23 protein-coding genes are annotated in these 21,428 nt (G+C 65.9%); 10 read left to right on the top strand and 13 right to left on the bottom strand.

Features of this window, described 5'->3' with window-relative positions:
- The 10 genes from ACP156_RS20830 to ACP156_RS20785 all read right to left on the bottom strand — a co-directional run bounded on the left by ACP156_RS20830 (nt 1) and on the right by ACP156_RS20785 (nt 8,719).
- Nucleotides 1-714, bottom strand: coding sequence for a c-type cytochrome (locus ACP156_RS20830; protein ID WP_425053314.1), 714 nt, complete (start codon nt 712-714; stop codon nt 1-3).
- Nucleotides 711-2,060 carry a c-type cytochrome gene (locus ACP156_RS20825; RefSeq protein ID WP_425053313.1) on the bottom strand — a complete coding sequence of 450 codons (1,350 nt, stop codon included), beginning with the start codon at nt 2,058-2,060 and terminating at the stop codon, nt 711-713. Before ACP156_RS20825 ends, ACP156_RS20830 begins: the two co-directional genes overlap by 4 nt.
- Nucleotides 2,044-3,312 carry a sulfite dehydrogenase gene (gene soxC, locus ACP156_RS20820; RefSeq protein WP_425053312.1) on the bottom strand — a complete coding sequence of 423 codons (1,269 nt, stop codon included), beginning with the start codon at nt 3,310-3,312 and terminating at the stop codon, nt 2,044-2,046. Before soxC ends, ACP156_RS20825 begins: the two co-directional genes overlap by 17 nt.
- A gap of 17 nt (nt 3,313-3,329) precedes the next feature.
- Nucleotides 3,330-5,027: a thiosulfohydrolase SoxB gene (gene soxB, locus ACP156_RS20815; RefSeq protein ID WP_425053311.1), complete on the bottom strand. Its 1,698-nt coding sequence runs from the start codon at nt 5,025-5,027 to the stop codon at nt 3,330-3,332.
- An 87-nt stretch (nt 5,028-5,114) separates the two neighbouring features.
- Nucleotides 5,115-5,975, bottom strand: coding sequence for a sulfur oxidation c-type cytochrome SoxA (soxA, locus tag ACP156_RS20810; RefSeq protein ID WP_425053310.1), 861 nt, complete (start codon nt 5,973-5,975; stop codon nt 5,115-5,117).
- A gap of 55 nt (nt 5,976-6,030) precedes the next feature.
- Nucleotides 6,031-6,360, bottom strand: coding sequence for a thiosulfate oxidation carrier complex protein SoxZ (gene soxZ / locus ACP156_RS20805; RefSeq protein ID WP_425053309.1), 330 nt, complete (start codon nt 6,358-6,360; stop codon nt 6,031-6,033).
- 21 nt (nt 6,361-6,381) lie between these two features.
- Nucleotides 6,382-6,801 carry a thiosulfate oxidation carrier protein SoxY gene (gene soxY, locus ACP156_RS20800; protein WP_425053308.1) on the bottom strand — a complete coding sequence of 140 codons (420 nt, stop codon included), beginning with the start codon at nt 6,799-6,801 and terminating at the stop codon, nt 6,382-6,384.
- A gap of 26 nt (nt 6,802-6,827) precedes the next feature.
- Nucleotides 6,828-7,301 carry a sulfur oxidation c-type cytochrome SoxX gene (soxX, locus tag ACP156_RS20795; RefSeq protein WP_425053307.1) on the bottom strand — a complete coding sequence of 158 codons (474 nt, stop codon included), beginning with the start codon at nt 7,299-7,301 and terminating at the stop codon, nt 6,828-6,830.
- Nucleotides 7,302-7,396: 95 nt separating this feature from the next.
- The gene (locus tag ACP156_RS20790; RefSeq protein ID WP_425053306.1) at nt 7,397-7,972 is read right to left on the bottom strand and encodes a thioredoxin family protein; all 576 of its coding nucleotides are present in this window, start codon (nt 7,970-7,972) and stop codon (nt 7,397-7,399) included.
- 15 nt (nt 7,973-7,987) lie between these two features.
- A complete protein-coding gene (locus ACP156_RS20785; RefSeq protein WP_425053305.1) occupies nt 7,988-8,719 on the bottom strand; it encodes a cytochrome c biogenesis CcdA family protein in 732 nt (243 codons plus the stop codon).
- Nucleotides 8,720-8,772: 53 nt separating this feature from the next.
- Between ACP156_RS20785 and ACP156_RS20780 the strand changes: the two genes are divergently transcribed.
- From ACP156_RS20780 to ACP156_RS20735, 10 genes are all read left to right on the top strand, one after another.
- Nucleotides 8,773-9,159: a hypothetical protein gene (locus ACP156_RS20780; RefSeq protein WP_425053304.1), complete on the top strand. Its 387-nt coding sequence runs from the start codon at nt 8,773-8,775 to the stop codon at nt 9,157-9,159.
- A 121-nt stretch (nt 9,160-9,280) separates the two neighbouring features.
- A complete protein-coding gene (locus tag ACP156_RS20775; protein WP_425053518.1) occupies nt 9,281-9,571 on the top strand; it encodes an ArsR/SmtB family transcription factor in 291 nt (96 codons plus the stop codon).
- Between the two features lie 37 nt (nt 9,572-9,608).
- Nucleotides 9,609-10,664 (top strand): YeeE/YedE family protein, encoded by a 1,056-nt coding sequence (locus tag ACP156_RS20770; protein ID WP_425053303.1) that lies wholly within the window; start codon nt 9,609-9,611, stop codon nt 10,662-10,664.
- Nucleotides 10,665-10,901: 237 nt separating this feature from the next.
- A complete protein-coding gene (locus ACP156_RS20765; RefSeq protein ID WP_425053302.1) occupies nt 10,902-11,927 on the top strand; it encodes a Bug family tripartite tricarboxylate transporter substrate binding protein in 1,026 nt (341 codons plus the stop codon).
- Nucleotides 11,928-12,013: 86 nt separating this feature from the next.
- Nucleotides 12,014-12,499 (top strand): tripartite tricarboxylate transporter TctB family protein, encoded by a 486-nt coding sequence (locus ACP156_RS20760; RefSeq protein ID WP_425053301.1) that lies wholly within the window; start codon nt 12,014-12,016, stop codon nt 12,497-12,499.
- A complete protein-coding gene (locus ACP156_RS20755) occupies nt 12,499-14,040 on the top strand; it encodes a tripartite tricarboxylate transporter permease (RefSeq protein ID WP_425053300.1) in 1,542 nt (513 codons plus the stop codon). Before ACP156_RS20760 ends, ACP156_RS20755 begins: the two co-directional genes overlap by 1 nt.
- The gene (locus tag ACP156_RS20750) at nt 14,037-14,687 is read left to right on the top strand and encodes a TetR family transcriptional regulator (protein WP_425053299.1); all 651 of its coding nucleotides are present in this window, start codon (nt 14,037-14,039) and stop codon (nt 14,685-14,687) included. Before ACP156_RS20755 ends, ACP156_RS20750 begins: the two co-directional genes overlap by 4 nt.
- Nucleotides 14,688-14,756: 69 nt before the next feature.
- A complete protein-coding gene (locus tag ACP156_RS20745; RefSeq protein WP_425053298.1) occupies nt 14,757-15,908 on the top strand; it encodes a Gfo/Idh/MocA family protein in 1,152 nt (383 codons plus the stop codon).
- Nucleotides 15,905-17,047 (top strand): dihydrodipicolinate synthase family protein, encoded by a 1,143-nt coding sequence (locus ACP156_RS20740; RefSeq protein ID WP_425053297.1) that lies wholly within the window; start codon nt 15,905-15,907, stop codon nt 17,045-17,047. Before ACP156_RS20745 ends, ACP156_RS20740 begins: the two co-directional genes overlap by 4 nt.
- 1 nt (nt 17,048) lies before the next feature.
- Nucleotides 17,049-17,873, top strand: a complete 825-nt coding sequence (locus ACP156_RS20735) for a sugar phosphate isomerase/epimerase family protein (protein WP_425053296.1) — start codon at nt 17,049-17,051, stop codon at nt 17,871-17,873.
- A gap of 28 nt (nt 17,874-17,901) precedes the next feature.
- Here the strand turns inward: ACP156_RS20735 and ACP156_RS20730 are convergent, their stop codons facing one another.
- The 3 genes from ACP156_RS20730 to iolD are packed head-to-tail and all read right to left on the bottom strand — an operon-like array spanning nt 17,902 to nt 21,349.
- Nucleotides 17,902-18,678 carry a TIM barrel protein gene (locus ACP156_RS20730; protein ID WP_425053295.1) on the bottom strand — a complete coding sequence of 259 codons (777 nt, stop codon included), beginning with the start codon at nt 18,676-18,678 and terminating at the stop codon, nt 17,902-17,904.
- Nucleotides 18,675-19,481 (bottom strand): 5-deoxy-glucuronate isomerase, encoded by an 807-nt coding sequence (gene iolB, locus ACP156_RS20725; protein ID WP_425053294.1) that lies wholly within the window; start codon nt 19,479-19,481, stop codon nt 18,675-18,677. Before iolB ends, ACP156_RS20730 begins: the two co-directional genes overlap by 4 nt.
- Nucleotides 19,482-19,495: 14 nt before the next feature.
- Nucleotides 19,496-21,349 carry a 3D-(3,5/4)-trihydroxycyclohexane-1,2-dione acylhydrolase (decyclizing) gene (gene iolD / locus ACP156_RS20720; RefSeq protein ID WP_425053293.1) on the bottom strand — a complete coding sequence of 618 codons (1,854 nt, stop codon included), beginning with the start codon at nt 21,347-21,349 and terminating at the stop codon, nt 19,496-19,498.
- Between the last annotated feature and the right edge of the window lie 79 nt (nt 21,350-21,428).

Raw genomic sequence — 21,428 nt, 5'->3', positions numbered from 1 at the left:
CTAGTCGTCCGGGGCCGCGAAATACGCGGCAAGCGCCGCGATCTCTTCTTCTCCGAGCCGCCCGGCAACCATGTTCATCACGGGATGCGTGCGGGATCCGGTCTTGTAGGCATGCATCGCGACGACGAAATCCTCCTCGGGCCAGTAGACGATCGAGGGGATGCCCTCGTCGCCGCCCTTGGCCTGATGGCAGGTCGTGCATTCGCTTGAGAGATACGCGCCGTATTCCGCATCGCCCTCGATGGCGAGGATCGCCGGGTCGAGGTCATGGTCGGTGGGACGGGCGGTCGGATCGGATTCCGGGTAGTTGGCCGGCGAGGCCGAGAAGGTTCGAAGGTAGGCGATCAGGTCGGCGCGCTCTTGCGCGTCGTCCATGCCGCGGAAACTCATACGCGTTCCGGGCACGATGGCCCGGGGGGACTCGAGAAAGGCGTGCAGCGTGTCGGCGTGCCATTCCAGCCCCTTGGACCCGGCACGGTCGAACGCCTTGGAATACCGAAACCCTTCGACCGTCGCGGCGCGTCGTCCGAAGATATTGTTCAGGATCGGGCCGATGCGGTTCGACGCATCGGCCCCGACCTGATGGCAACCCTTGCAAAGGCCGAACAACGCCTTGCCGCGCGCGGCGTCCCCGATGTCGTCGGCGGGCGCAGGTCCGGCAAGGCCGAACCCGGCAACCAGCGCGACGGTCAGGGACGCCGTCCTGGCGGTCATTCGTCGAAGGTCCGCAGGTAGGCGACGATGGCATCGATGTCCTCGGCATCCTTGAAGCCTGCGAAGGACATCTTGGTCCCCTTGATGTAGTCCTTCGGCTTCGCAAGGAACTCGGCCACCGTTTCCTCGGTCCACGTGAAGCCCTCGTCGTGGAGCTTTGCGAAGGGCGACGAGTACTTGAAGCCGTCGATGCTGCCCGCGACGCGCCCGAACAGGTCGTTCAGCACCGGGCCGGTGCGGTTCTTCGCGCCTTCGCCGACCTGATGGCAGGCCTTGCACTTCTTGAAGGCATTCTCGCCCGCTGCGATCAGTTCCGGATCGGCAGCCATCGCGTCATCCGCCTCGGCCGTCATCTCTTCGGCCGCTTCCTCGGCGGGGGCTTCGTCGGCGGGGGCCTCGGCGCTGGCTTCCTCGACTTCCGCCGCTGCATCGGCTTCGGGCGCGTCGTCGTTGGCGGCGGCGGCCGCGGCTTCCAGCCGTTCGCGTGCGGCGGCGTCGTCCGGGGTCACGTCGATGACCGCGGCGCGGGCGGTAATCTCGACGGTTTCCTTGCAGTTCTCCATGCAGGCGTCTTCCGAGAACGCCGCAAGCTCGCCGTCGGCGCGGTCGTCCATGTAGAAGTTATCCTCGTTTGGAAGGCGGACTTCGGTGAAGTTCTCGTTCGACAGGACGAAGTCGTCCTCGACGATGTAGTTGAGATACAGAAGGTAGGCGACGATGGCATACACGTCGTCATCGCTGAGCGACTGCGCATTGCCGAAGGGCATGGCGCGGTGGACATAGTCGAATACCGTCGACAGGTACGGCCAGTACGAGCCGATCGTCTTCACCGGATCCTCACCGTCCAGCGTGCCTTCGCCCCCGGCCAGCACCGGCCAGCGGTCGATGGCCTCGCCGAAGTCTCCGTGACACATGGCGCAATTGTCGGTGTAAAGCTCTTCGCCTGTCAGCGCGTCGCCCGATCCGACTGGCAGGCCCTGACCGTCATAGCGAATGTCGATGTTCCACGCCGCGACCTCGTCAGAGGTGGCCGCACGGCCAAGGCTGAAGGTCTCGCCCTCGGGAAGCGGGTCGCCAAGCCCTGCGGGCACGACGCTGGACTTCAGTTCCTCGATCTGGGTCGTCAGGTCGGTGGCCGAGGTATTCAGTTCCTCGACCTGCGTGGTCAGGGCCGCAACCTTTTCGGCCTCGGCGGCTGCGCGCTGCTCGGCGGCGGCGGCCTGCTTTTCGGCAAGCTCGGCCACATCGGCGCGATAGCTGCGGGTCGCAAGGCCGTAAGAGACGCCAAGCACAAGGGCCGCCCCGCCGACTGCGGGGATCAGCAGGCTACTAAGAGACTTCGACATTTTCGGCGATCCCCTGCTCGTTGACGTACCATGTCTGGATACCGTTGTTGTGATAGATCGAGTTCAGCCCGCGCCATTCGCGCAGCTGGTTCTTCGTCGGCTGCACATAGCCGGTGCTGTCATGCGCCCGTGACTGCAGCAGCAGCGGCGAGCCGTCCCAGTCGAACTCGTAGTAAAAGCGGTGCATCGACTTGTCGAAGCTGGGCCCCGACATGCGCGCCGCGTGCCAGTTCTTGCCGCCGTCGATGGTCACATCGACCCGCGGGATCGAGCCGCGGCCCGACCATGCGACACCGGTGATGGTGGTGCGTCCCGGCCCGTGCAGGATCGGCGCCTGCGGCGACGGGTTGGTGATGACGGACTTGGCGTCCATCTCCCACGTGAAGCGGCGCGCTTGCCCGTTTTCCAGCAGGTCGGTGTATTTCGACGTTTCCTCGCGGTGATGCCACGGCTCGTCGCCCACCTCGATCCGGCGCAGCCACTTGATCCACATGTTGCCTTCCCAGCCCGGCACCACCAGCCGCAGCGGGTAGCCCTGTTCCGGGCGCAGCGCCTCGCCGTTCATCTTGAACGCGACCATGCAGTCGTCGAGCGCCTTCTCGATCGGGATCGAGCGGGTCATGCCCGACGCGTCGGCGCCTTCGGGCAGGATCCACTTGGCGTTGGTCTTCAGCCCGGCGGTTTCGAGGATGTAGCGCAGCGGGATGCCGGTATACATCACGTTGTGGATCATGCCGTGGGTGAACTGGCAGCCGTTCAGCTGCGCGCCGCGCCATTCCATCCCCGAGTTCGCCGCGCATTCGAGGAAATAGACCCGGTTGTCGCGCGGATACCGCATCAGGTCCTGCATCGTGAAGACCAGTTCCTGCTCGACCAGACCGTTGATCATCAGGCGGTGCTGCGCCGGGTCGATCTCGGCGATGCCGCCGTGATGACGCTCGAAGCAGACGCCGTTGGGGGTGATGATGCCGTCCAGTTCGTGCAGCGGCGTGAAGTTCACCGACGAGATCGGGTCAGCGGTCAGCCACTCGACGCTGCGACGTTTCACATGCGCCTCGTACTGGCTGGGCGTGCCGTAGGGGCGGGCGTCGACGCCGTCGCCCAGCACCTGGTTCCATTCCTGCAACTCGAGGATCGCCGGATCGCCTTCCGCGCCGCGCGCGGCCCCGGCGGCAAGCGTCGCGCCCCCGGCGGCCACGGCGGACTTCAGGAAGCCGCGGCGCGAGGTCGTTGCCTTGTGGTCTTTGCTCATGACTTCATCTCCGTACTTCAGCCCGTCACGACCTGGACGCTGGTGTTGGGGTCGAGTGTCACCGTGCCGATCCGCTTGATGTGGCTTTCCACCACGTCCCAGATCTGCGGGCCCTCTGTGCCCGCGTTCACGCTGGCCCAGCCGGCGATCACGTAGCTGCGGGACGGGTCGATGGACTCGCCCGATTTCAGCAGGGTCATGTCGCTGATGCGCTCGCCCTGCGGTTTGGTGATGTCGATGCGGTAGCCAAGCCCGCCCGTCCGCACCATGTCGCCGCCCTGCTGGTAGTAGGGGTCCGGGTTGAACAGGTTGTCGGCCACGTCTTCCAGCACGACCTTCAGGAATTCGCCGGTCATTTCCGTGCGATAGGCCTGGCCGTAGGTCATCGAGGTGACGTTCCAGATGTCTTCGCGCGTGATCGCGTCGCCGGGCATCAGGCTGGGTCCCCAGCGCACGCCGGGCGACAGGGCGATTTCCGCCTCGCGCTCTTCCAGCAGGGCCTGACAGATCAGGTCGTCCCACGATCCGTTGAAGTTGCCACGGCGGTACAGAAGGCTGTCGGTAGTGCCGATGACCTCTTCCAGCTGCGCCAGATGCGGTGCGCGGATCTCGTCGATGACGGCGGTCATCTCGGGGTCGGGCGCGATGACATCCGAGAAGATCGGGATCAGCTTGTGCCGGAAGCCCATCATCTGGCCGTCGCGCACATCAAGGTCGACGCGGCTGACGAACTTGCCGTTGGAGCCAGAGGCCACGATGATCGTCTCGCCCACAAGCACGGGCTCGGGAAGGGCGTCGTGGGTGTGGCCCGACAGGATCACATCGATGCCGGTCACGACACCGGCCATCTTCTTGTCGACGTCGAAGCCGTTGTGGGACAGCAGGACCACCAGTTCGGCGCCCATGCCGCGAACCTCGTCCACCATCTCCTGCATGCGCTCGTCGCGGATGCCGAAGCTGTATTCGGGGAACATCCACGAGGGGTTGGCGATCGGCATGTAGGGGAAGGCCTGCCCGATGACGGCGATCTTGACGCCGCCGCGCTCGAACATCTCGTAGGGCTTGAAGTTCTCTGCGGGCTCGTCCCATTCGGCGTCGAAGATGTTCTGGCCAAGCGCCGCGAAGGGCAGGGCGTTCACGTGTTCCAGAACCTTGTCTGTGCCCAGCGTGAATTCCCAGTGGAAGGTCATCGCATCAGGCTTCAGCGCGTTCATCGCGGTGACCATGTCCTGCCCCTGCGTGTGATAGCAGGTGTAGGACCCGTGCCACGTGTCGCCGCCGTCCAGCAACAGCGCGTCGGGCCGGTCGGCGCGGATCGCGTTGATCACGGTGGCGACCCGGTCCAGCCCGCCCATGCGGCCATAGGCTTTGCCGAGCGCGGTGAAGTCGTCGTAGGTCAGCGCATAGTGCGAGGGGCTTCCGTCGTCGATGCCGTAGAGGCGGCGGAAGTCGGCGCCGGTGATATGGGGAACCTCGCCCTTGTTGGGGCCGACGCCGAGATTGATCTCGGGCTCGCGGAACCAGATCGGTTTCAGCTGGGCATGGATGTCGGTGACGTGGATCAGGCTGACGTTGCCGAAGCTGTCGAAGGACAGGAGGTCATCCTGCGACAGCGCCTGCTGGGCCGCGAGCCGGGACCAGTTCCCGAAGCCCGATCCGCCATACAGCGCCGCCGACGCCATGGCGGCCTGCAGAAAGTCTCGACGAGAGATCATCTGGCGCCTCTGTGTTGTTTTAACATTCGCATATTTGCATTCGTGAGGGCAGAGAAAGCCGCGCCCCTGTCGGAGCGCGGCTTTCTTTTACTGACGAACCGCGGGGGTCTCGACAGACAGGCCGTTGCCGCGCGAGGCGACGTAGAGTTCAAGCGCGCGGAACTCGTCCGAGCCTTCCTTGAAGGTCTCGGCCTGCGTGTCGCGGATACAGCCCTTGAAGCGGTTGTGCCGCGAGATCAGGGTGGCCTGCTTCAGGCGGTAGACCGGAAAGCCGGTGATCTGGCCCTGGCTCAGGTGGTCGGCCCGGATCATGTTGCCCCAGTTGTCTTCGTGACAGTTGGCGCAGGACAGTTCGAGCTTGCCGTACCGGGTGTAGTACATCTCTTTCCCCTGCTCCCAGTAGGGGGCGGCGGGGCCGTCGATGGCCACGTCGACCGGCATGCCGCGCGACTGAAGTCCGATCAGCGCGACCATGGACTGCATGTCGAGGCTGTTCCACTTCCACTCGTCGGCTTGCATCCGGTCGGTCCGGCACTCGTTGATGAGGTCTTCCATCACCACGAGCTTGCCGTCCTCGTCGACCTTGGGCATATGCGCGGCCAGACCGGCAAAGCTTTCCGGATCGTCGTGACACGACGCGCAGCTTTCGCCGGCAGCGCCCTCGACCGTCCCGAACATGTCGATCGCCGCGTCGACAGCCAGCATCGCCGGGTTGTCGAAGTCGTCGAGTTCCAGCGCCTGCGTCTCATCGGTGCGGAAGCGCCAGCCCGAGTAAATCGTGTCGATGTATTCCATGTGCTCGGGGGCCGGAGCCTCGGTGATGATCTCGGTCTCGCCGTTGATCACCAGCGCGTCGTCGTCCGGGTCGCCGAGGGCGGGTCCGGTCAGGGCCAGCACCGCTGCCAGAGCGGTCGCTGTCCCGAGACCGGGAGCGTAGGCTTTTTTCATGTTTTCCTCCCTTGAGTTGCCCCGCCGGTGACCCGCCGGGGCTGCCGTCGGCGGATCAGTTGACCGCAACCTCCTGCACGCTCTCGTAGACAGAGCCGTCATCGTCGTACCAGGTGAAGTGGAACTCGCCCGCTTCCGGCACGGTCGCTTCGAACTCGAAATAGGGGTTGGTCGAGATCGCCGGTTCGAGGGTCACGTCGATGACGTTCTCGCCGTTGAAGTCGACCACGAAGCGATTGATGATCGAGCGCGGAATGACGTTGCCGTCGCTGTCCTTGCGCTGGCCCGATTCCATCTGGTGACTGATCAGCGTCTTGATGGTGATGGTTTCACCGGCCGAGACCGACTTGGGCACCTTGACGCGCGGTTTGACACCTTCTGCCATTTTACTAGTCCTCTCCCTGACTCAGCCGCCGCAGCCGCCGATGGTGACCTTCACTTCCTTGCGGTCGCTGACGAAGCTGCCGTCGGCCATCTTGGCGACGGCGACCACGTCCTGCGTCCCGGCGAGGCGGATCCGCGTCGAAGCGCTCTGCGAGGCCGAAAGCGGGCCGAAGTTGAACGTGGCGACACCCGGGTTCGGGTTGCCGGCGGCGAGGATCAGGATCGACACCGCGCCGGGGGCCGATACCTCGATCGGAACCGTGTTGCCGTTCTCGGCGATCTCGGGCGCGGTCAGCGTGATGCCGCCCGTGCCGACTTCGGCGCCGCCGGTGAAGGCCGCGATGTCGTCCTCGGCGGCGGCAAGCGCGGCGCGATAGGGCAGCAGGGCCGCGGTGGCGGCGCCCAGCCCGATGGCCAGCGTCTGACGTCTTGTGTAACTCATGGATGTTTCTCCCATTCCTGCCTCGGTCACTCTTCCTTCAGCGTCATGAGGAAGGCGACCACGTCCTCGATTTCCTGCGCGGTGAGCAGGGGCTCCAGCGGCGTCGGGGCCGCCTTGCCGGTGTAGGCGTCACCCGGACGGATGTAGCCGTCGGTCCGGTAGAACGACGGCATCATCGACTCGGGGAACATGACCTTGGCGTTGGCGACGATCCCGCGCAGTTCGGCCTCGGTCCAGCGGTCGGCGGCGCCGTCCAGCATTGGCCCGATCTCGCCATGGAACGGCAGATCGGCCAGCGCGGTGACCTCGTGGCACGCGATGCAGTTGCCCGCGCCCTTGTTCATGATCGACCGGCCGTTTTCCGGATCGCCGGGCACCCCGGTCAATGACATGGCGACTGCCCCATCCTCGTACACAACGTCCGAGGGGGCAGGCGGTCCGGCGAGCGCGGCGCCTGCAAGGCACACTCCCGCCGCAACCAGCAAGCTAGTTGTTTTCATGACTCCTCCCGTCTTCATGAAGGAAAGCTTAGACGCGTGTCGGCCCAATACGCAACATCAAATTCATAGGAATGAATAATATGATGGGTTAAACGTCACTCGGTTCCGGCCGCGCGGCGTTCCTCGAACCGGCGGGCGTGGTAGCGTTGGAAATCCTCGCTGTCGTCGAGATAGCGTTCCTCGACCACCCAGGTCAGCATGTCGATCGTCGTGCCCGCCTCGAAGGCGCCCGGCATCACCGCCACGGCGGCCTGAGCGCCGGTGGTTCCATCGGCGACGTCCTCGGGGAAGAACAGCAGGGTGGGGGTGAACAGCAGGCCCCATTTGCGCGTCAGCGCCCTTTCTTCCAGCGCTTCGCCGTCGAAGTCGATCACCTCGGTCGAGCCGTGCAGGTTCAGTTGCACCACGAAGTAGTGTTCGTTGATGTACTCCGCGATTTCCGGGCGCGGAAACACCTCTTCGTGCATCTTCGTGCAGTAGATACAGCCGCGCTGTTCCACGATCACCATCAGGCGTTTGCCTTCGGCATTGGCCTCGGCGAGGTCTTCGCGCAGGTCCTTGAAGGTGTCGCGCATCCAGTCGGCCTTGTGCAGGCCGTCATCGCCGAGTTCCGCGCCAAGCGCGGCGCCGGCCCAGAAGACTGCGGCAAGCGCGATCAGGTAACGTTTCATTGCTTCCTCCCTTGCTCAACCGATGCCCGGCCAGAAGCCGACCATCCAGTTCGCGATCCAGTTGACGGTTTCGGTGGCGATCAGGATGCCGAAGACGATCAGCAGCACGCCCATCGCCTTCTCGATCGCCGCCATGTGTTTGCGGAACCGGCGCATCCAGTTCAGGAACGGCCGGATGAACGCGGCCGCGAGGACGAAGGGCGCCGTCATGCCGATGGCGTAGACCAGAAGCAGGCGCATGCCTTCGCCGACGGTTTCCTGCCCGCCCGCCATGAACAGGATCGCCGCCAGCACCGGGCCGACACAGGGCGTCCAGCCGAAGGCAAAGGCCAGCCCGATCACGTAGGCGCCCAAGATGCTGGTGTTGTTGGTGTCGCCCGCACCGGTGTTGAACTGGCGGTACAGGATGCCGATCCGGATCACGCCAAGGAAATGCAGTCCCATCGCGATGATCACCGCTGCCGCGACCCAGCGCAGAACGCCGAACCACTCGCGCACAAGCTGGCCGAAGGCGGTGGCCGCCGCGCCAAGGCCGACGAAGATCGTGGCCACGCCAAGGGCGAACATGATCGAGGCCAGAACGGCGCGTTTGCGGACGCCGGGCGGAAGCTCTTCGCCGGATTGCAGCGCGTTGATTCCCGCACCTGCAAGATAGGACAGGTAGAACGGCACAATCGGCAGCACGCATGGCGACAGGAATGACAGTAAACCGGCGATCAGCGCCCCGGTCAGCGTGACGTCGAACATTCTCCCCCCGGTTCGCTTGTCGGCTTCAGATAAACATATTATGATCCTTATATATGATCGGTCAATTCCTCGCTCGACTGCTCGTCATCATGGGCCTGCTGTTTCCGGGGGGCGCCATGGCCGCGGGCGAAGACACGCTGTTGCTGATGGGCGAACAGCGGGGCTGCATCTACTGCGCCCGGTGGGATGCCGACGTCGCGCCGGAGTACGCAAAGACCGCAGAGGGCCGTTCGGCGCCGCTGTTGCGCGTCGATATTCACGAGCCGCTGCCCGAAAACGTCGACCTTGCCGGGCCGCTCAGGATCACGCCGACTTTCGTGCTTCTCAGAAATGGTCGCGAAATCAGCAGGATCGAAGGTTACCCGGGCGAGGATTTCTTCTGGGGCCTGCTTCAGCGCATGTTGGACGATGCAGGCATTGACTATGGCGCCGGAGGGTAGTGTTTTGCGCGGCATGACTCCGATCGATGCAAGCGGCCCCGACCACGGGGCGATGACCGACGACGAAACCGACCAACAGGGGCGGTTGCCCGTGATTTCGGAGACCACGACTCCGGAAGAGATGGATCGTATCGCCGAGAACGCAGAGCTTGCAGCGAACTTCCTGAAGGCGATCAGCCACGAAGGCCGGCTGATGATCCTGTGCCATCTCGCGACGGGCGAGAAGTCGGTGACCGAGCTGGAGGACCTGCTTTCGGCCCGGCAGGCGGCGGTCTCGCAACAGCTTACCCGGCTGCGGCTGGAAGGGCTGGTGAAGCCCCGGCGCGAGGGCAAGGCAATCTACTACCGCTTGACGGATGACCGCACGACCCAAATAATCAGCGTCGTCTACGACCTGTTCTGTCGCAGATAAGCGCCGGGCGTCTGACCGGCGCAAGGGAGGAGATCAGATGCTGGAGGTGCTGGGCGAGCCGCTCGCTGCGGCGCTCGTCGGGGTATTCGGTGGCGTCCTTCTGGGGCTCGCCGCCCGACTGGGTCGTTTCTGTTCGCTGGGCGCGATCGAGGATGCGCTGTACGGCGGCAGCTTGCTGCGATTGCGGATGTGGGGCGTCGCCATCGGCGCCGCCGTCATCGGAACGTTCGCCGCGCAGGCGCTTGGCTGGGCCTCTGTCGAACAGTCCGCCTATCTGCGTCTGGCGTGGAACCCGCTGGCCAGCATCGCGGGCGGCATCACCTTCGGTTATGGCATGGCGCTGGCCGGGAACTGCGGTTTCGGCGCGCTGGCGCGGCTTGGCGGCGGCGACATCCGCGCCTTCGTGATCGTGCTGGTGATGGGGCTGTCCGCCTATGTCGCCATGTCCGGCCCGCTGGCGGAACTGCGCGTCTGGGTCTTCCCGCAAGAAGAAATAACAGGGGCGGTGCCCGGCATCGCACACCACCTGTCGGGGCTGACCGGCCTTGGCCTGCCGCTGGTCGGGCTGGTGATCGGCGCGGTCATTCTCGCCGCGTCGCTGTGGGATGCCGAGATGCTTGCAAAACCCTCTGCTATCGCGTGGTCGCTGGCGGTCGGACTGGCCATCGTCAGCGCGTGGGTGGGGACAAGCTGGATCGCCGCGACCGGATTCGCCGCGCCCGAGGTGGTGTCGCACACCTTCGCCGCGCCGCTGGGCGATACGATCCTGTATCTGATGACCTCGTCCGGAAGTACCGTCAGCTTCGGCGTCGGCTCGGTCGCCGGTGTCATCTGCGGCGCGCTGCTGGGCAGCATGGTCAACGGTCGGTTCCGCTGGGAAGCCTGCGAGGATCCCCGCGAGCTTCGCCGGCAGATCCTTGGCGCGGTGCTGATGGGTGTCGGTGCGGCCGTCGCGATGGGATGTACCGTGGGGCAGGGGCTGTCCGCATTCTCTGTCCTCGCGGCCTCTGCGCCGGTGACGGTTGCGGCGATCGCCTTCGGCACGGCAATCGGGCTTCGGCAGCTTATCGCCGGGTTTATGCCGTCGGAATAAGTCGTCCTTCAGGCTGGCCCGCATCCCACACACGGAGTGCGGGCAGGCTGATTGCACCGTTAAGCGCAAAATGAATTTAAGATAATAACCGGCGAAAAAGGCGTAAGAAAACGCCTTTCGCGCTGACCTCTTGCATCCTCCTTATCCTGTCTCCCTGGCCGCTGTCCGCCAGCAGGGCGTTGACGGATTCGCGAAGATTTAGTTACCTACCAGTAGGTAGCATATGGGAGGAGAATCATGCTTACCAAGAATCTGGCGCGGCTCGCCGGAGCCGCGGTCTTGGCGATTTCCGCCACCGCGGGTCCCGCACTCGCGCAGTGGCAGCCCGACAAGCCGATCAACATCATTGTCCCGTGGTCCGCTGGCGGATCGACCGATCAGGTCACGCGGGTCGTCGCGCCGATCCTGGAGGAGGCACTCGGCACGCCGGTGGTCGTGGTGAACCAGCCCGGCGCTTCGGGCTCTATCGGCACCAAGGCCGCGCTCGACGCACCGCGCGACGGCTACACCTGGACCGCCAACGCCATCGCCAACAACGCCACCTACGCGGTGACGGGGCTGGTCGAGGATACCTCGATCGAGGATTACCACATCTACCTGCACGTCGCGAACGTGCCGGTGATCTCGGTCAATGCCGACGCCCCGTATCAGGACTTCGGCGAACTGCTGGAAGCGATGAAGTCGGACGACTCGGTCACCGTCGGCACCGCTGGTGTGAACTCGTCGGGCGGCATGGCGCTGGCCGCGATCAACGAAGCGGCGGGCGGCGACGTTCTGGCGCGCATGGTCACCTACGACGGCGGCAACCCGGCGGTTCTGGCGACCGCGGCGGGCGAGACGATGGTCACCACCCAGCTTGCGGTAGAGCAGACCGAGATGATCCGCGCAGGCAAGATCCGCCCGCTGGCGGTGTTGTCGGACGGCGAACTCATCATCGAGGGGCTCGACCCGATCCCGCCGATCACCAACTGGCTGCCGGACATGCATGTCGCGCCGGACTATTTCGGCGTGTTCATCCCGACCGGCGCCCCGCAGGAGGTCTATGACACCGTCGACCAGATCTGGGCCGAAAAGGTGATGACCTCGGAAGCGCTGATGACCTACGCCACCGAGCGCGGCGCCGTGTTCGCGCCCAGCTTTGGCGAGGAAGCCATGGACAAAGCGATGCCGGTCGTCATCGCCGAGGCTTGTGCCCGCGTGACGCGGGGCGAGGCGGTGCTTGATCCGTCCGAGATCGGCATCGACTGCCCCGAAGGCATGTAAGCGAATGGGGTTCGCGCGCGGTGCGCCGCGCGCGGACACCCGGCCCGTCGCATCCGCCCGCGCCGGCGTTTCCAGAAGGCAATACCATGCGTTTCGACACACCCGCCGCTGACCGCATCACCGCGGCCACTCTCTTCGCGCTTGGCGCGGCAATGAGTTGGGGAGGCTTCGTGATGGACCGGCTTGAGAGCCGGCAGATCCATCCGGCCAGCATTCCCGGCCTCGTTCCGATGATCCTTGGCGCCGCGATGATGCTGTGCGCCGTGCTGCTGGCCCTGTCGACGCGCGGCCAGACGGCGCCCGACGCATCCGGGGTGCAAGGCAACTGGACGGACTTCGGCTTCGCCGCCGCATGGAGCTGCGTGTTCGCGCTGCTGCTGGTCGGCACGCTGCCCTTCGCCGCGGCGGCGGCACTGTACATCTTCATCTTCGCCGGATGGTTCTCGTGGCAACCGGCAGAGCCGCAGGCCCGAAACGCGAAACGCATGATCTTCGTCGCCGTCTTCGCGGTGGCGGTCGCCGTGGGCGTGGCGGCGCTGTTCCGCTACGGCTTCCTTGTGAGGCTGCCGTGATGGAGGCGCTGAACGCACTTTTGTCCGGGCTGGGCCAGTTCATGACGCCGATGGGCCTGTTCCACGTCGCATGGGCGACGCTGCTGGGCATCCTCGTCGGCAGCCTGCCGGGCCTGACCGCGACCATGGGCGTGGCGCTGTTGACGACCTTGACCTACACGCTGGACCGCGACAGCGCGATCCTCGTGCTGATCTGCATGTACGTCGGCGCGATCTATGGCGGCTCGCGCTCTGCGATCCTGTTGAACATCCCCGGCACGCCCGCATCCGCCGCGACCTCGCTTGACGGCTTCCCGCTGGCGCAGCGGGGGCAGGCGGGCTACGCGATGGCACTGGCCACCGCCGGGTCCGCCATGGGCACGCTGGTGGGGATCCTGCTGCTGGTCCTGCTTGCGCCCGCGCTGGCCGCCATCGCGCTGGACTTCGGCTCGTTCGAGTTCTTCTGGCTCGCCGTGTTCGGCATCGTGATCTCCGGCCAATTGACCGGCGGCGTGAGCCCGCTGAAGGGCTACATGGCGGGGCTTTTGGGCCTGATGGTCGCGATGGTCGGATCAGAGGGCATCCACGCGCACGTCCGTTTCAACCTCGGCTTCGATCAACTGAACGGCGGCATCGGGCTGATCCCCGCGATGGTCGGCGCGTTCGGGTTCGCCGAGGTTTTGACCGTCATGTGGCGCCGCAAGGCAGAGCTTTCGACCGAGGAGTTGAAGGAAGACCGCGTTCTTCCCCGTCTGTCCGACCTGTGGCGCTATAAGATCACGATCGGCCGGTCCGGCGTGATCGGCACCCTTGTCGGCATCATCCCCGGCGTGGGCGAGGATATCGGGGCCTGGGCCTCGTACGCCGCCGCCAAGCGCAGCAGCAAGGAGAAGGACCAGTTCGGGAAGGGTTCCTACGAGGGGCTGACGGCGGCAGAGACGGGCAACTCGGCGGTTGTACCCGGCGCGCTGATCCCGGCGCTGACCCTTGCGGTGCCCGGTTCGGCCCCGGCGGCGGTGCTGATCGCGGCGCTGTTCATCCATGGCGTCCGGCCCGGCCCGATGATCATGTTCGAGCAGCCGACGTTCATCTACTCGATCGCGGCCATGCTGATCCTCGCGACCATCGCGATCGCGATTTACGGCCTGTCGCTGACGCGCCTGTTCATCCTTGTCCTGCGCATCCCGCGCGAGTTGCTGATGCCCGTGGTCTTCACGCTGTGCGTCATCGGGCCCTACGCCCTGACGCAACGGGTCTTCGACATCTGGGTGATGGCCGCCTTCGGATTGATCGGCTTCGTCCTGCGGCAGATGAATTACCCGATGGCGCCGCTGGTTCTGGGCATTATTCTTGGCGATTTGCTGGACAAATCCCTGCGGCGTGGGCTCACCCTGTCTAACGGGTCGCTCGAGCCTTTCTTCACCCGGCCGATCTCGCTGGCCTTCGTGGTGATCATCGCGCTCAGCATCGTCCTGTCGATGCCCGTCACCCGGCGCGCCGTCGGCAAGGTGATCGGTACGAAACGCGGCCCGACCGAGCAACCGGAGGGCAGGAAGCCATGAACCAATCCGCACCCAAACCCGTGAAGCGCGACGCTGCCGCGTCGAAACGCCGGATCCTGAAAGCCGCGCTGGCAGAGTTCGCGGCGCACGGCCACGCCGGCGCGCGCATCGACACCATCGCCGAGAAGGCCAGCGTGTCGAAGCCGATGATCTACAGCTACTTCGGCGACAAGGAGGAGCTGTACAAGGCGGCGCTGCGCGAAAGCTACGTGCAGATCCGGCAGGGCGAACGGAAGCTGAAACTCGAGGACCTGAGCCCCGAGGAAGCCGTGCGCGAACTGGTCGGCTTCACCCTGCGCCACTTCGTATCGAAGCCATGGTTTGTTTCGATGCTGAACACCGAGAACCTGCTGGGCGGCAATGCGATCCGGCAGATCGGAGACGTGGCAGAGATCCAGTCGCCGCTGATCGACTCGATCCGGCAGTTCCTTGAACGCGGCGCGGCGGCGGGGCAGATCCGCGACGATGTCGACCCGGTGGAACTGTACATCACCATCGCTTCGCTTTGCTACTTCCCCGTCTCGAACAAGCACACGCTGCGCGCCGTCTTCAAGGTGCCGATCGACGAGGCGTGGCTGGACCAGCGCGCGGCGATGATCTCGGAAATGCTGACCTGTTACCTGCGACGTCCGGCGCAGGACCCATGATGACCCGCGCGGCCACCCGGCTGCGCACCCCCTGACACGACAGACAAATCTCTGAAAGGACCGAAGAAAATGAGACAACAACGGATCGGCATCATCATGCACGGCGTGACCGGGCGGATGGGGATGAACCAGCACCTGATCCGCTCGGTCCTCGCCATCCGCGATCAGGGCGGTCTGGCGCTAAAGGATGGTTCGTACCTCGTGCCCGACGTGATCATCGTTGGCCGCAACGCCGACAAGATCGAGGCGCTGGCGAAGACGCACAACGTGCAGCGCTGGACCACCGATCTGGACGCCGCGCTTGCCAACCCCGACGACACGATCTTCTTCGACGCCGCCTCGACCCAGCTGCGGCCCGAACTGCTGAAGAAGGCCATCGACGCAGGCAAGCATGTCTACAGCGAGAAGCCGGTCTCTGAAGGATTGGCCGAGGCCGTCGACATCGCCCGCTATGCCAAGGAGAAAGGCGTCAAGAACGGCATCGTCCATGACAAGCTGGACCTGCCGGGCCTGCTGAAGCTGAAGCGCCTGCGCGACAGCGGCTTCTTCGGGCGGATGCTGAGCGTGAAGGGCGAGTTCGGCTACTGGGTGTTCGAGGGCGACTTCCTGCCCGCGCAGCGTCCGTCGTGGAACTACCGTTCGGAAGATGGCGGCGGCATCATCTCGGACATGCTGTGCCACTGGCGCTATGTGCTCGACAACGTCGTCGCGCCGGTAAAGTCGGTCAGCTGCCTTGGCGCGACCCACATTCCCGCGCGCTGGGATGAGCAGGGCAAGGAATACACCGCCACCGCCGATGACGCGGCCTATGCGTCCTTCCTGCTGGAAGGCGACATCGTGGCCCACATCAATTCAAGCTGGTGCACCCGTGTCCGCCGCGACGACCTGGTGACATTCCAGATCGACGGCACCCATGGGTCCGCCGTCGCGGGGCTGCACAAGTGCTACTCGCAGCATCGCGTCAACACCCCGAAACCCGTCTGGAACCCCGACGAACCGCAACCGCTGGACCTGTTCGGCGGCTGGGAAGAGGTGCCGGACAACACCGTGTACGACAACGGCTTCAAGGTTCAGTGGGAGCAATTCCTGCGTCACGTCGTCGAAGATGCGCCGTTCTCCTACACCCTCGCCGAAGGCGCGAAGGGCGTGCAACTGGCCGAGGCGGGCTATCAAAGCTGGCGCGAACGCCGCTGGATCGACCTGGAGGACCTGGGGCTGTGAGCACGACACTCAACCTTCCCGGCGGCGCTGTCACGCTGAAGGACGGCCCCGCGCCGGTGGCGTCCGACGGCTGGACCCGCACCGCCTTCGCCGCCGCGCATGTCGTGGCAGACCCGCTGGCCGAGGCCGACCCGTGGCTCGACTGTCCGATCGACTGGGACCGCACGCTGGCCTTCCGCGAGCACCTGTGGTCGCTGGGCTTCGGCGTGGCCGAGGCGATGGACACCGCGCAGCGCGGCATGGGCCTCGATTGGCCCACCTCGCTGGACCTGATCCAGCGCAGCGTCGCGCTGGCGAAATCCGGCGGCCACCTGATCGCTTCTGGCGCGGGCACTGACCACATCTCGCCCGAGGGCGCGACCATCGAGCAGGTGATCGCCGCCTACGAAGAACAGTGCGAGGCTGTTGAAGCGACCGGCAGCCAGGTCATCCTGATGGCGTCCCGCGCGCTGGTGAAGGCGGCGAACGGTCCCGAGGACTACGCCAAGGTCTACGACCGCGTGCTGTCGGGCCTGCAACAGCCCGCGATCCTGCACTGGCTGGGAGAGATGTTCGATCCCGCGCTGGAAGGCTATTGGGGCTCGGGCGACCACATGGCGGCGATGGACACCTGCCTTGAGATCATCGAGGCCAACGCCTCGAAGGTCGACGGCATCAAGATTTCGCTTCTGTCCGCCGACAAGGAAATCGACATGCGCCACCGCCTGCCGGATGGCGTGCGCATGTATACCGGGGACGACTTCAACTACCCGGACCTCATCGCCGGGGACGATCAGGGCTATTCCCACGCGCTGCTGGGCATCTTCGATCCCATCGCCGGGGCCGCCGCCCGCGCGCTGACCGCGCTGGGGCAGGGCGACATGAACCGGTACGGCGACGCCTTCGGTCCCACGGTCCCGCTGTCGCGCCATATCTTCAAGGCGCCCACGCGGTTCTACAAGACCGGCGTGGTGTTCATGGCCTATCTCAACGGGCATCAGGACCATTTCACCATGATCGGCGGGCAGGAAAGCACCCGCTCGACCCGGCACCTTGCCGAACTGGTGCGGCTGGCCAACGATGCGGGACTGTTCCCCGACGCCGACCTTGCCGCCGCCCGCGCGCGGCCGGTCTTCGCCGCTCGCGGCGTGGAGGTCTGAGATGACCGGCGTAGACGCATCCCGCCTGTCGCTGAACACCGCGACCGTGCGCGAGCAATGGACGCTGGCCCAGTGCATCGACGGCTGCGCGCGGCACGGCATCGGCGCGGTCTCCCCGTGGCGCGACAAGTTGCAAGAGATGGGTCCGACCGCCGCCGCGCGTGCCATCCGCGATGCGGGGCTGGGCGTCAGCGGGCTGTGCCGAGGCGGCTGGTACACCGAGGACGGGTCGCTGACCCGGAAGGTCAGGGACGACAACCGTCGCGCGGTGGACGAAGCCGCCGAGATCGGCGCGGCCTGCCTTGTCATGGTCGTGGGCGGCCTGCCGAAGGGGTCCAGGGACCTCCCCGCCGCGCAGGCGCTGGTCGAAGAGGGGCTGGCCGACACGCTCGACTATGCCCGCACCGCAGGCTTGCCCGTCGCCATCGAGCCGCTGCACCCGATGTACGCGGGCGACAGGGCCTGCGTGAACACGACCCGGCAGGCGCTGGATATCTGCGACCGGCTGGGCGACGGCATCGGCGTGGCGCTGGACGTCTACCACGTCTGGTGGGACTTCGAGATCGCCACCCAGATCGCCCGCGCGGGCCGTGACCGTCTTCTGGCGTTCCACATCTGCGACTGGCTGGTCCCGACCAGTGACCTGCTGCTGGACCGAGGCATGATGGGCGACGGCGTGATCGACATCGCCGCCTACCGCGCCATGGTCGAGGCGCAGGGCTTTGATGGCTTCGTCGAGGTCGAGATCTTCTCGGCCGACAACTGGTGGACCCGCGACGCGGACGAGGTGCTGGCCACCGTCATCGAACGCGCGCGCAACTGCTGATTATTGGGCGGGGCGTCGCGACGCCCCGCTATGCCTCGAGACGCTGGAACGATGCCTCGATCTCTGCCGCCACGGGCCGCGCGATCAGGCCCGGCTCGGTGCATTCGAACGAGAACGCCGCGGCATAGCCGCCGTCCAGCAACGCCCGGACCTGGCCCCGGTTGCCGCAGCGGTCCCCGGCATCCACCAGCACGCGGTGGCCGTCCTGTTCCGCGTCAAGGGCGACCGTCGGATCGGAAATGCCCGAGACGTGCACGATGGCCGTATGTTCCGGGAAAAGCTCGGTCTCACCTGCGATGACGTGCTGAAACGTGTCATGCACCAGTTTGAACGCCTCGGTGCCGCCGACCGCCTCGATCGCGTCGACCAGTTCGGCCTTGCGGGGCAGGGTGGAGGACGCGAAACCGATGGGCTCGATCAGCGGCAGCACCGCGCGGCCCTCGGCCAGCGCAAGGATGTCCCGCATCACGTCGCGCAGGGCGCGCGTTGGGCGGTCGTCGACGCTGGGGATCAGGCTGATCGTCTCGGCTCCCGCCGCCTCGGCCACATCCAGCAGCGCCCCGATCTGCGCCGCGCGGGTGTCGTCCCAGACGTTGAACCCGTAGACCTCGGACAGACCCAGCAAACGCAGCCCGCGCGCCTTCGCCATCGCCGCCGCCTCGGCGGGCGCGATGCCGTCGAAGAACGGACGGCCAAGATCGTTGCGCGGCTCCACCCCCACGCATCCAATCCCGGCGGCAAGGTCCAGAAACGCCTCGAAGGGCAGGTCGCGCGCTGTCTTCTGGTTCAGCGCCCTCGGGATCATGCGTCGCGGTCCATGATCCACTGAACCGCCGGGTCCGCGATGAAGCGCCACTTCCGCAGCGGCCCCGCCATCACGTTGAGGTAGTACATCTCGAAGCCATAGGGCGCGCCGCAGGGGTGGTGACCGCGCGGGACGCAGACCACGTCGCCGTCCTTCACCGCCATCGTCTCGTCCAGCACGCCGTCCTCGGTATAGACCCGCTGGATGCCGAACCCGTCGCCGGGGTTCAGGCGGTGGTAATAGGTCTCTTCGAGATAGGTGATATTCGGATAGTCGTCCTCGTCGTGACGGTGGCTGGGATAGCTCGACCAGTTGCCGTCCGGCGTGAACACCTCGGTCACCAGAAGGCTGTCGCAGTAATCCTCGTTCTCCATCGCGATGTTGTTGATGTGGCGGGTGTTGTTGCCCTTGCCCCGCTGGGTCAGGGTGATCCCGTCCGGCCCGATCCGCCGGGCCTTGTGGCCACCGTGACCGGGGGCCGAGCAGACCGCCAGCGTGCAGTCGGTGGTCGCCGTGGCGTGCCACTCCTCGCCGTTCGGGACATACAGGCAATGCGGCGGCGTCTTCTCGAACACGTCCATCCGGTCTCCCAATTCGCCCCAGTCCCGCCCGGCGGCCTGCATCGTGGCCTTGCCCTCGACCATCACAAGGATCACCTCGCGGTCGCCCGTCGCCTCGGACACGGTTTCGCCCGGACGCAGCCGGTACAGCGAGAACCCGACATAGCGCCAGCCCGCCGACTGCGGCGTGATCTCGTGAACCTTGCCGTGGGCGCCGAAGGGTTTCTTCAGTAGGTCAGCCATTCCGGCTCCTTTCCTCAGTTGGTCAGCCGCGCATGGGCGATCTGCTTGAGATAGCCCTCGTAGCGGTCACGCTGTTTCTGGCGGTCCGAGACTTCGGGCACGGCGACATCCCAGAAGAAGCCGTGCGCGCCCGCGCGCGTTTCCAGCCCGGTGCCGGGGAAGTCCTTCGCAACGGTCTCGATCACGATCACGGTGGGAATGTCGCGGTCGCGCGCGGCCCGGATCTCGGCCTCCAGCTGATCGGTGTCGGCGGCCTTCACCGCATGCGCGCCCATGCTGGCGGCGTGGGCGACATAGTCGATCTCGGGCTGCACCTCGACGTTGCAGTCGACATACATGTTGTTGAAGGGCTCGCCGCCGCAGCCCATCGTCTGCAACCGGTTGATGCAGCCATAGCCGCGGTTGTCGGTCAGAACGACGGTGAACGGCACCCGCCGCATCACCGCCGTCGCCAGTTCGCTGTTCGCCATCATGTAGCTGCCGTCGCCCACGAAACAGATCACTTCGCGCTCGGGCGTGGCCAGCTTGATGCCCATCGCACCCGCCACTTCGTAGCCCATGCAGCTATAGCCGTACTCCATGTGATAGCCGCCCTGGCTGGGTTGCCACAGCAGCTTCAGCGCGCCGGGCATCGTCCCCGCGGCGCACATGGCGACCGCGGTCTCGCCCGTGGCCCGCTGCACCGCGCCGATCACCTGCCCGTCGGTGGGTTTCGCCGCCTGATCGTCGGGCCGTGCGCAATAGGCGTCGACCGCCCGAAGCCAGTCCGTCCGCATCTCGGGATCGAAAGCATCGGCCCTGTAGTCCCCCAGCGCATCGCTCAGAGCCTCCAGCGCCACCTTCGCATCGGCCACAAGGCTTTCCGCCCCGTGTTTCGCCGCGTCGTAGCCGTGGATGTTGATCGACACGAGCTTCGCCCCTGCGCCGAACATCGTGCGCGAGCCTGTGGTGAAGTCCTGCAACCGCGTGCCCACGCCGATCACCACGTCCGCCGTCTCGGAAATCGCGTTGGCCGCCGCCGAGCCGTCCACGCCGGACGCGCCGAAACTCATCGGGTGGTCCTGCGCCAGCGCCGACTTGCCGGCCTGCGTCTCGGCCACCGGGATCCCGTGGCGGGCGGCGAAAGCGGCAAGTGTCTCTTCGGCGCCGCTATAGATGACCCCGCCGCCCGCGATCATGACCGGGTTCTTCGCCGCCCGGATCGTCGCGGCCACCCGCTCCAGTTCGCCCGTATCCGGCGCGGGCCGGCGGATGTGCCAGACGCGCGGTTCAAAGAAGGTTTCCGGCCAGTCATAGGCCTCGGCCTGCACGTCCTGACAGAAAGCCAATGTCGCGGGCCCGCAGTTCGCCGGGTCGGTCATCGCCCGCAGGGCGCGGGGCAGGGCGGTCAGCAGATGCTCGGGCCGGGTGATCCGGTCGAAATACCGGCTGACCGGGCGCAGCGTGTCATTCGCGCTGACCGTGCCGTCGTCGAAATCCTCGACCTGCTGCAGCACCGGGTCGGGCCGCCGCGTCGCGAAGACGTCGCCCGCCACGATCAGCAGCGGAAGGCGGTTCACATGCGCCAGAGCGGCGGCGGTCACCAGATTGGTCGAGCCCGGCCCGATCGACGAGGTCACCGCGTGCGCCCGGCGCCGCTTCTTCGCCTTGGCATAGGCGATGGCGGCGTGGGCCATGGTCTGCTCGTTCTGCCCGCGCCATGTCGGGAACACGTCGCGATAGGCGTGCAGCGCCTCGCCCACGCCCGCCACGTTTCCATGACCGAAGATCGCCCACATGCCGTCGACGTAGCGCTCGCCCTCTTCGGTCATCTGCACGGAAAGCCATTTCACCATGGCCTGCGCCGCCGTCAGCCGGATCGTCCCCATGGCCACCTCCCTTTTCCTGTCTTCGCCAGAAGCTTCTTCTGTCCCAAAATATCCCGGGGGAGTCGCGCGAAGCGCGGCG

The organism is Psychromarinibacter sp. S121 (assembly GCF_049801035.1).
Taxonomy (GTDB): Bacteria; Pseudomonadota; Alphaproteobacteria; order Rhodobacterales; family Rhodobacteraceae; genus Psychromarinibacter.
This window is presented reverse-complemented; position numbering and strand designations above follow the sequence as displayed.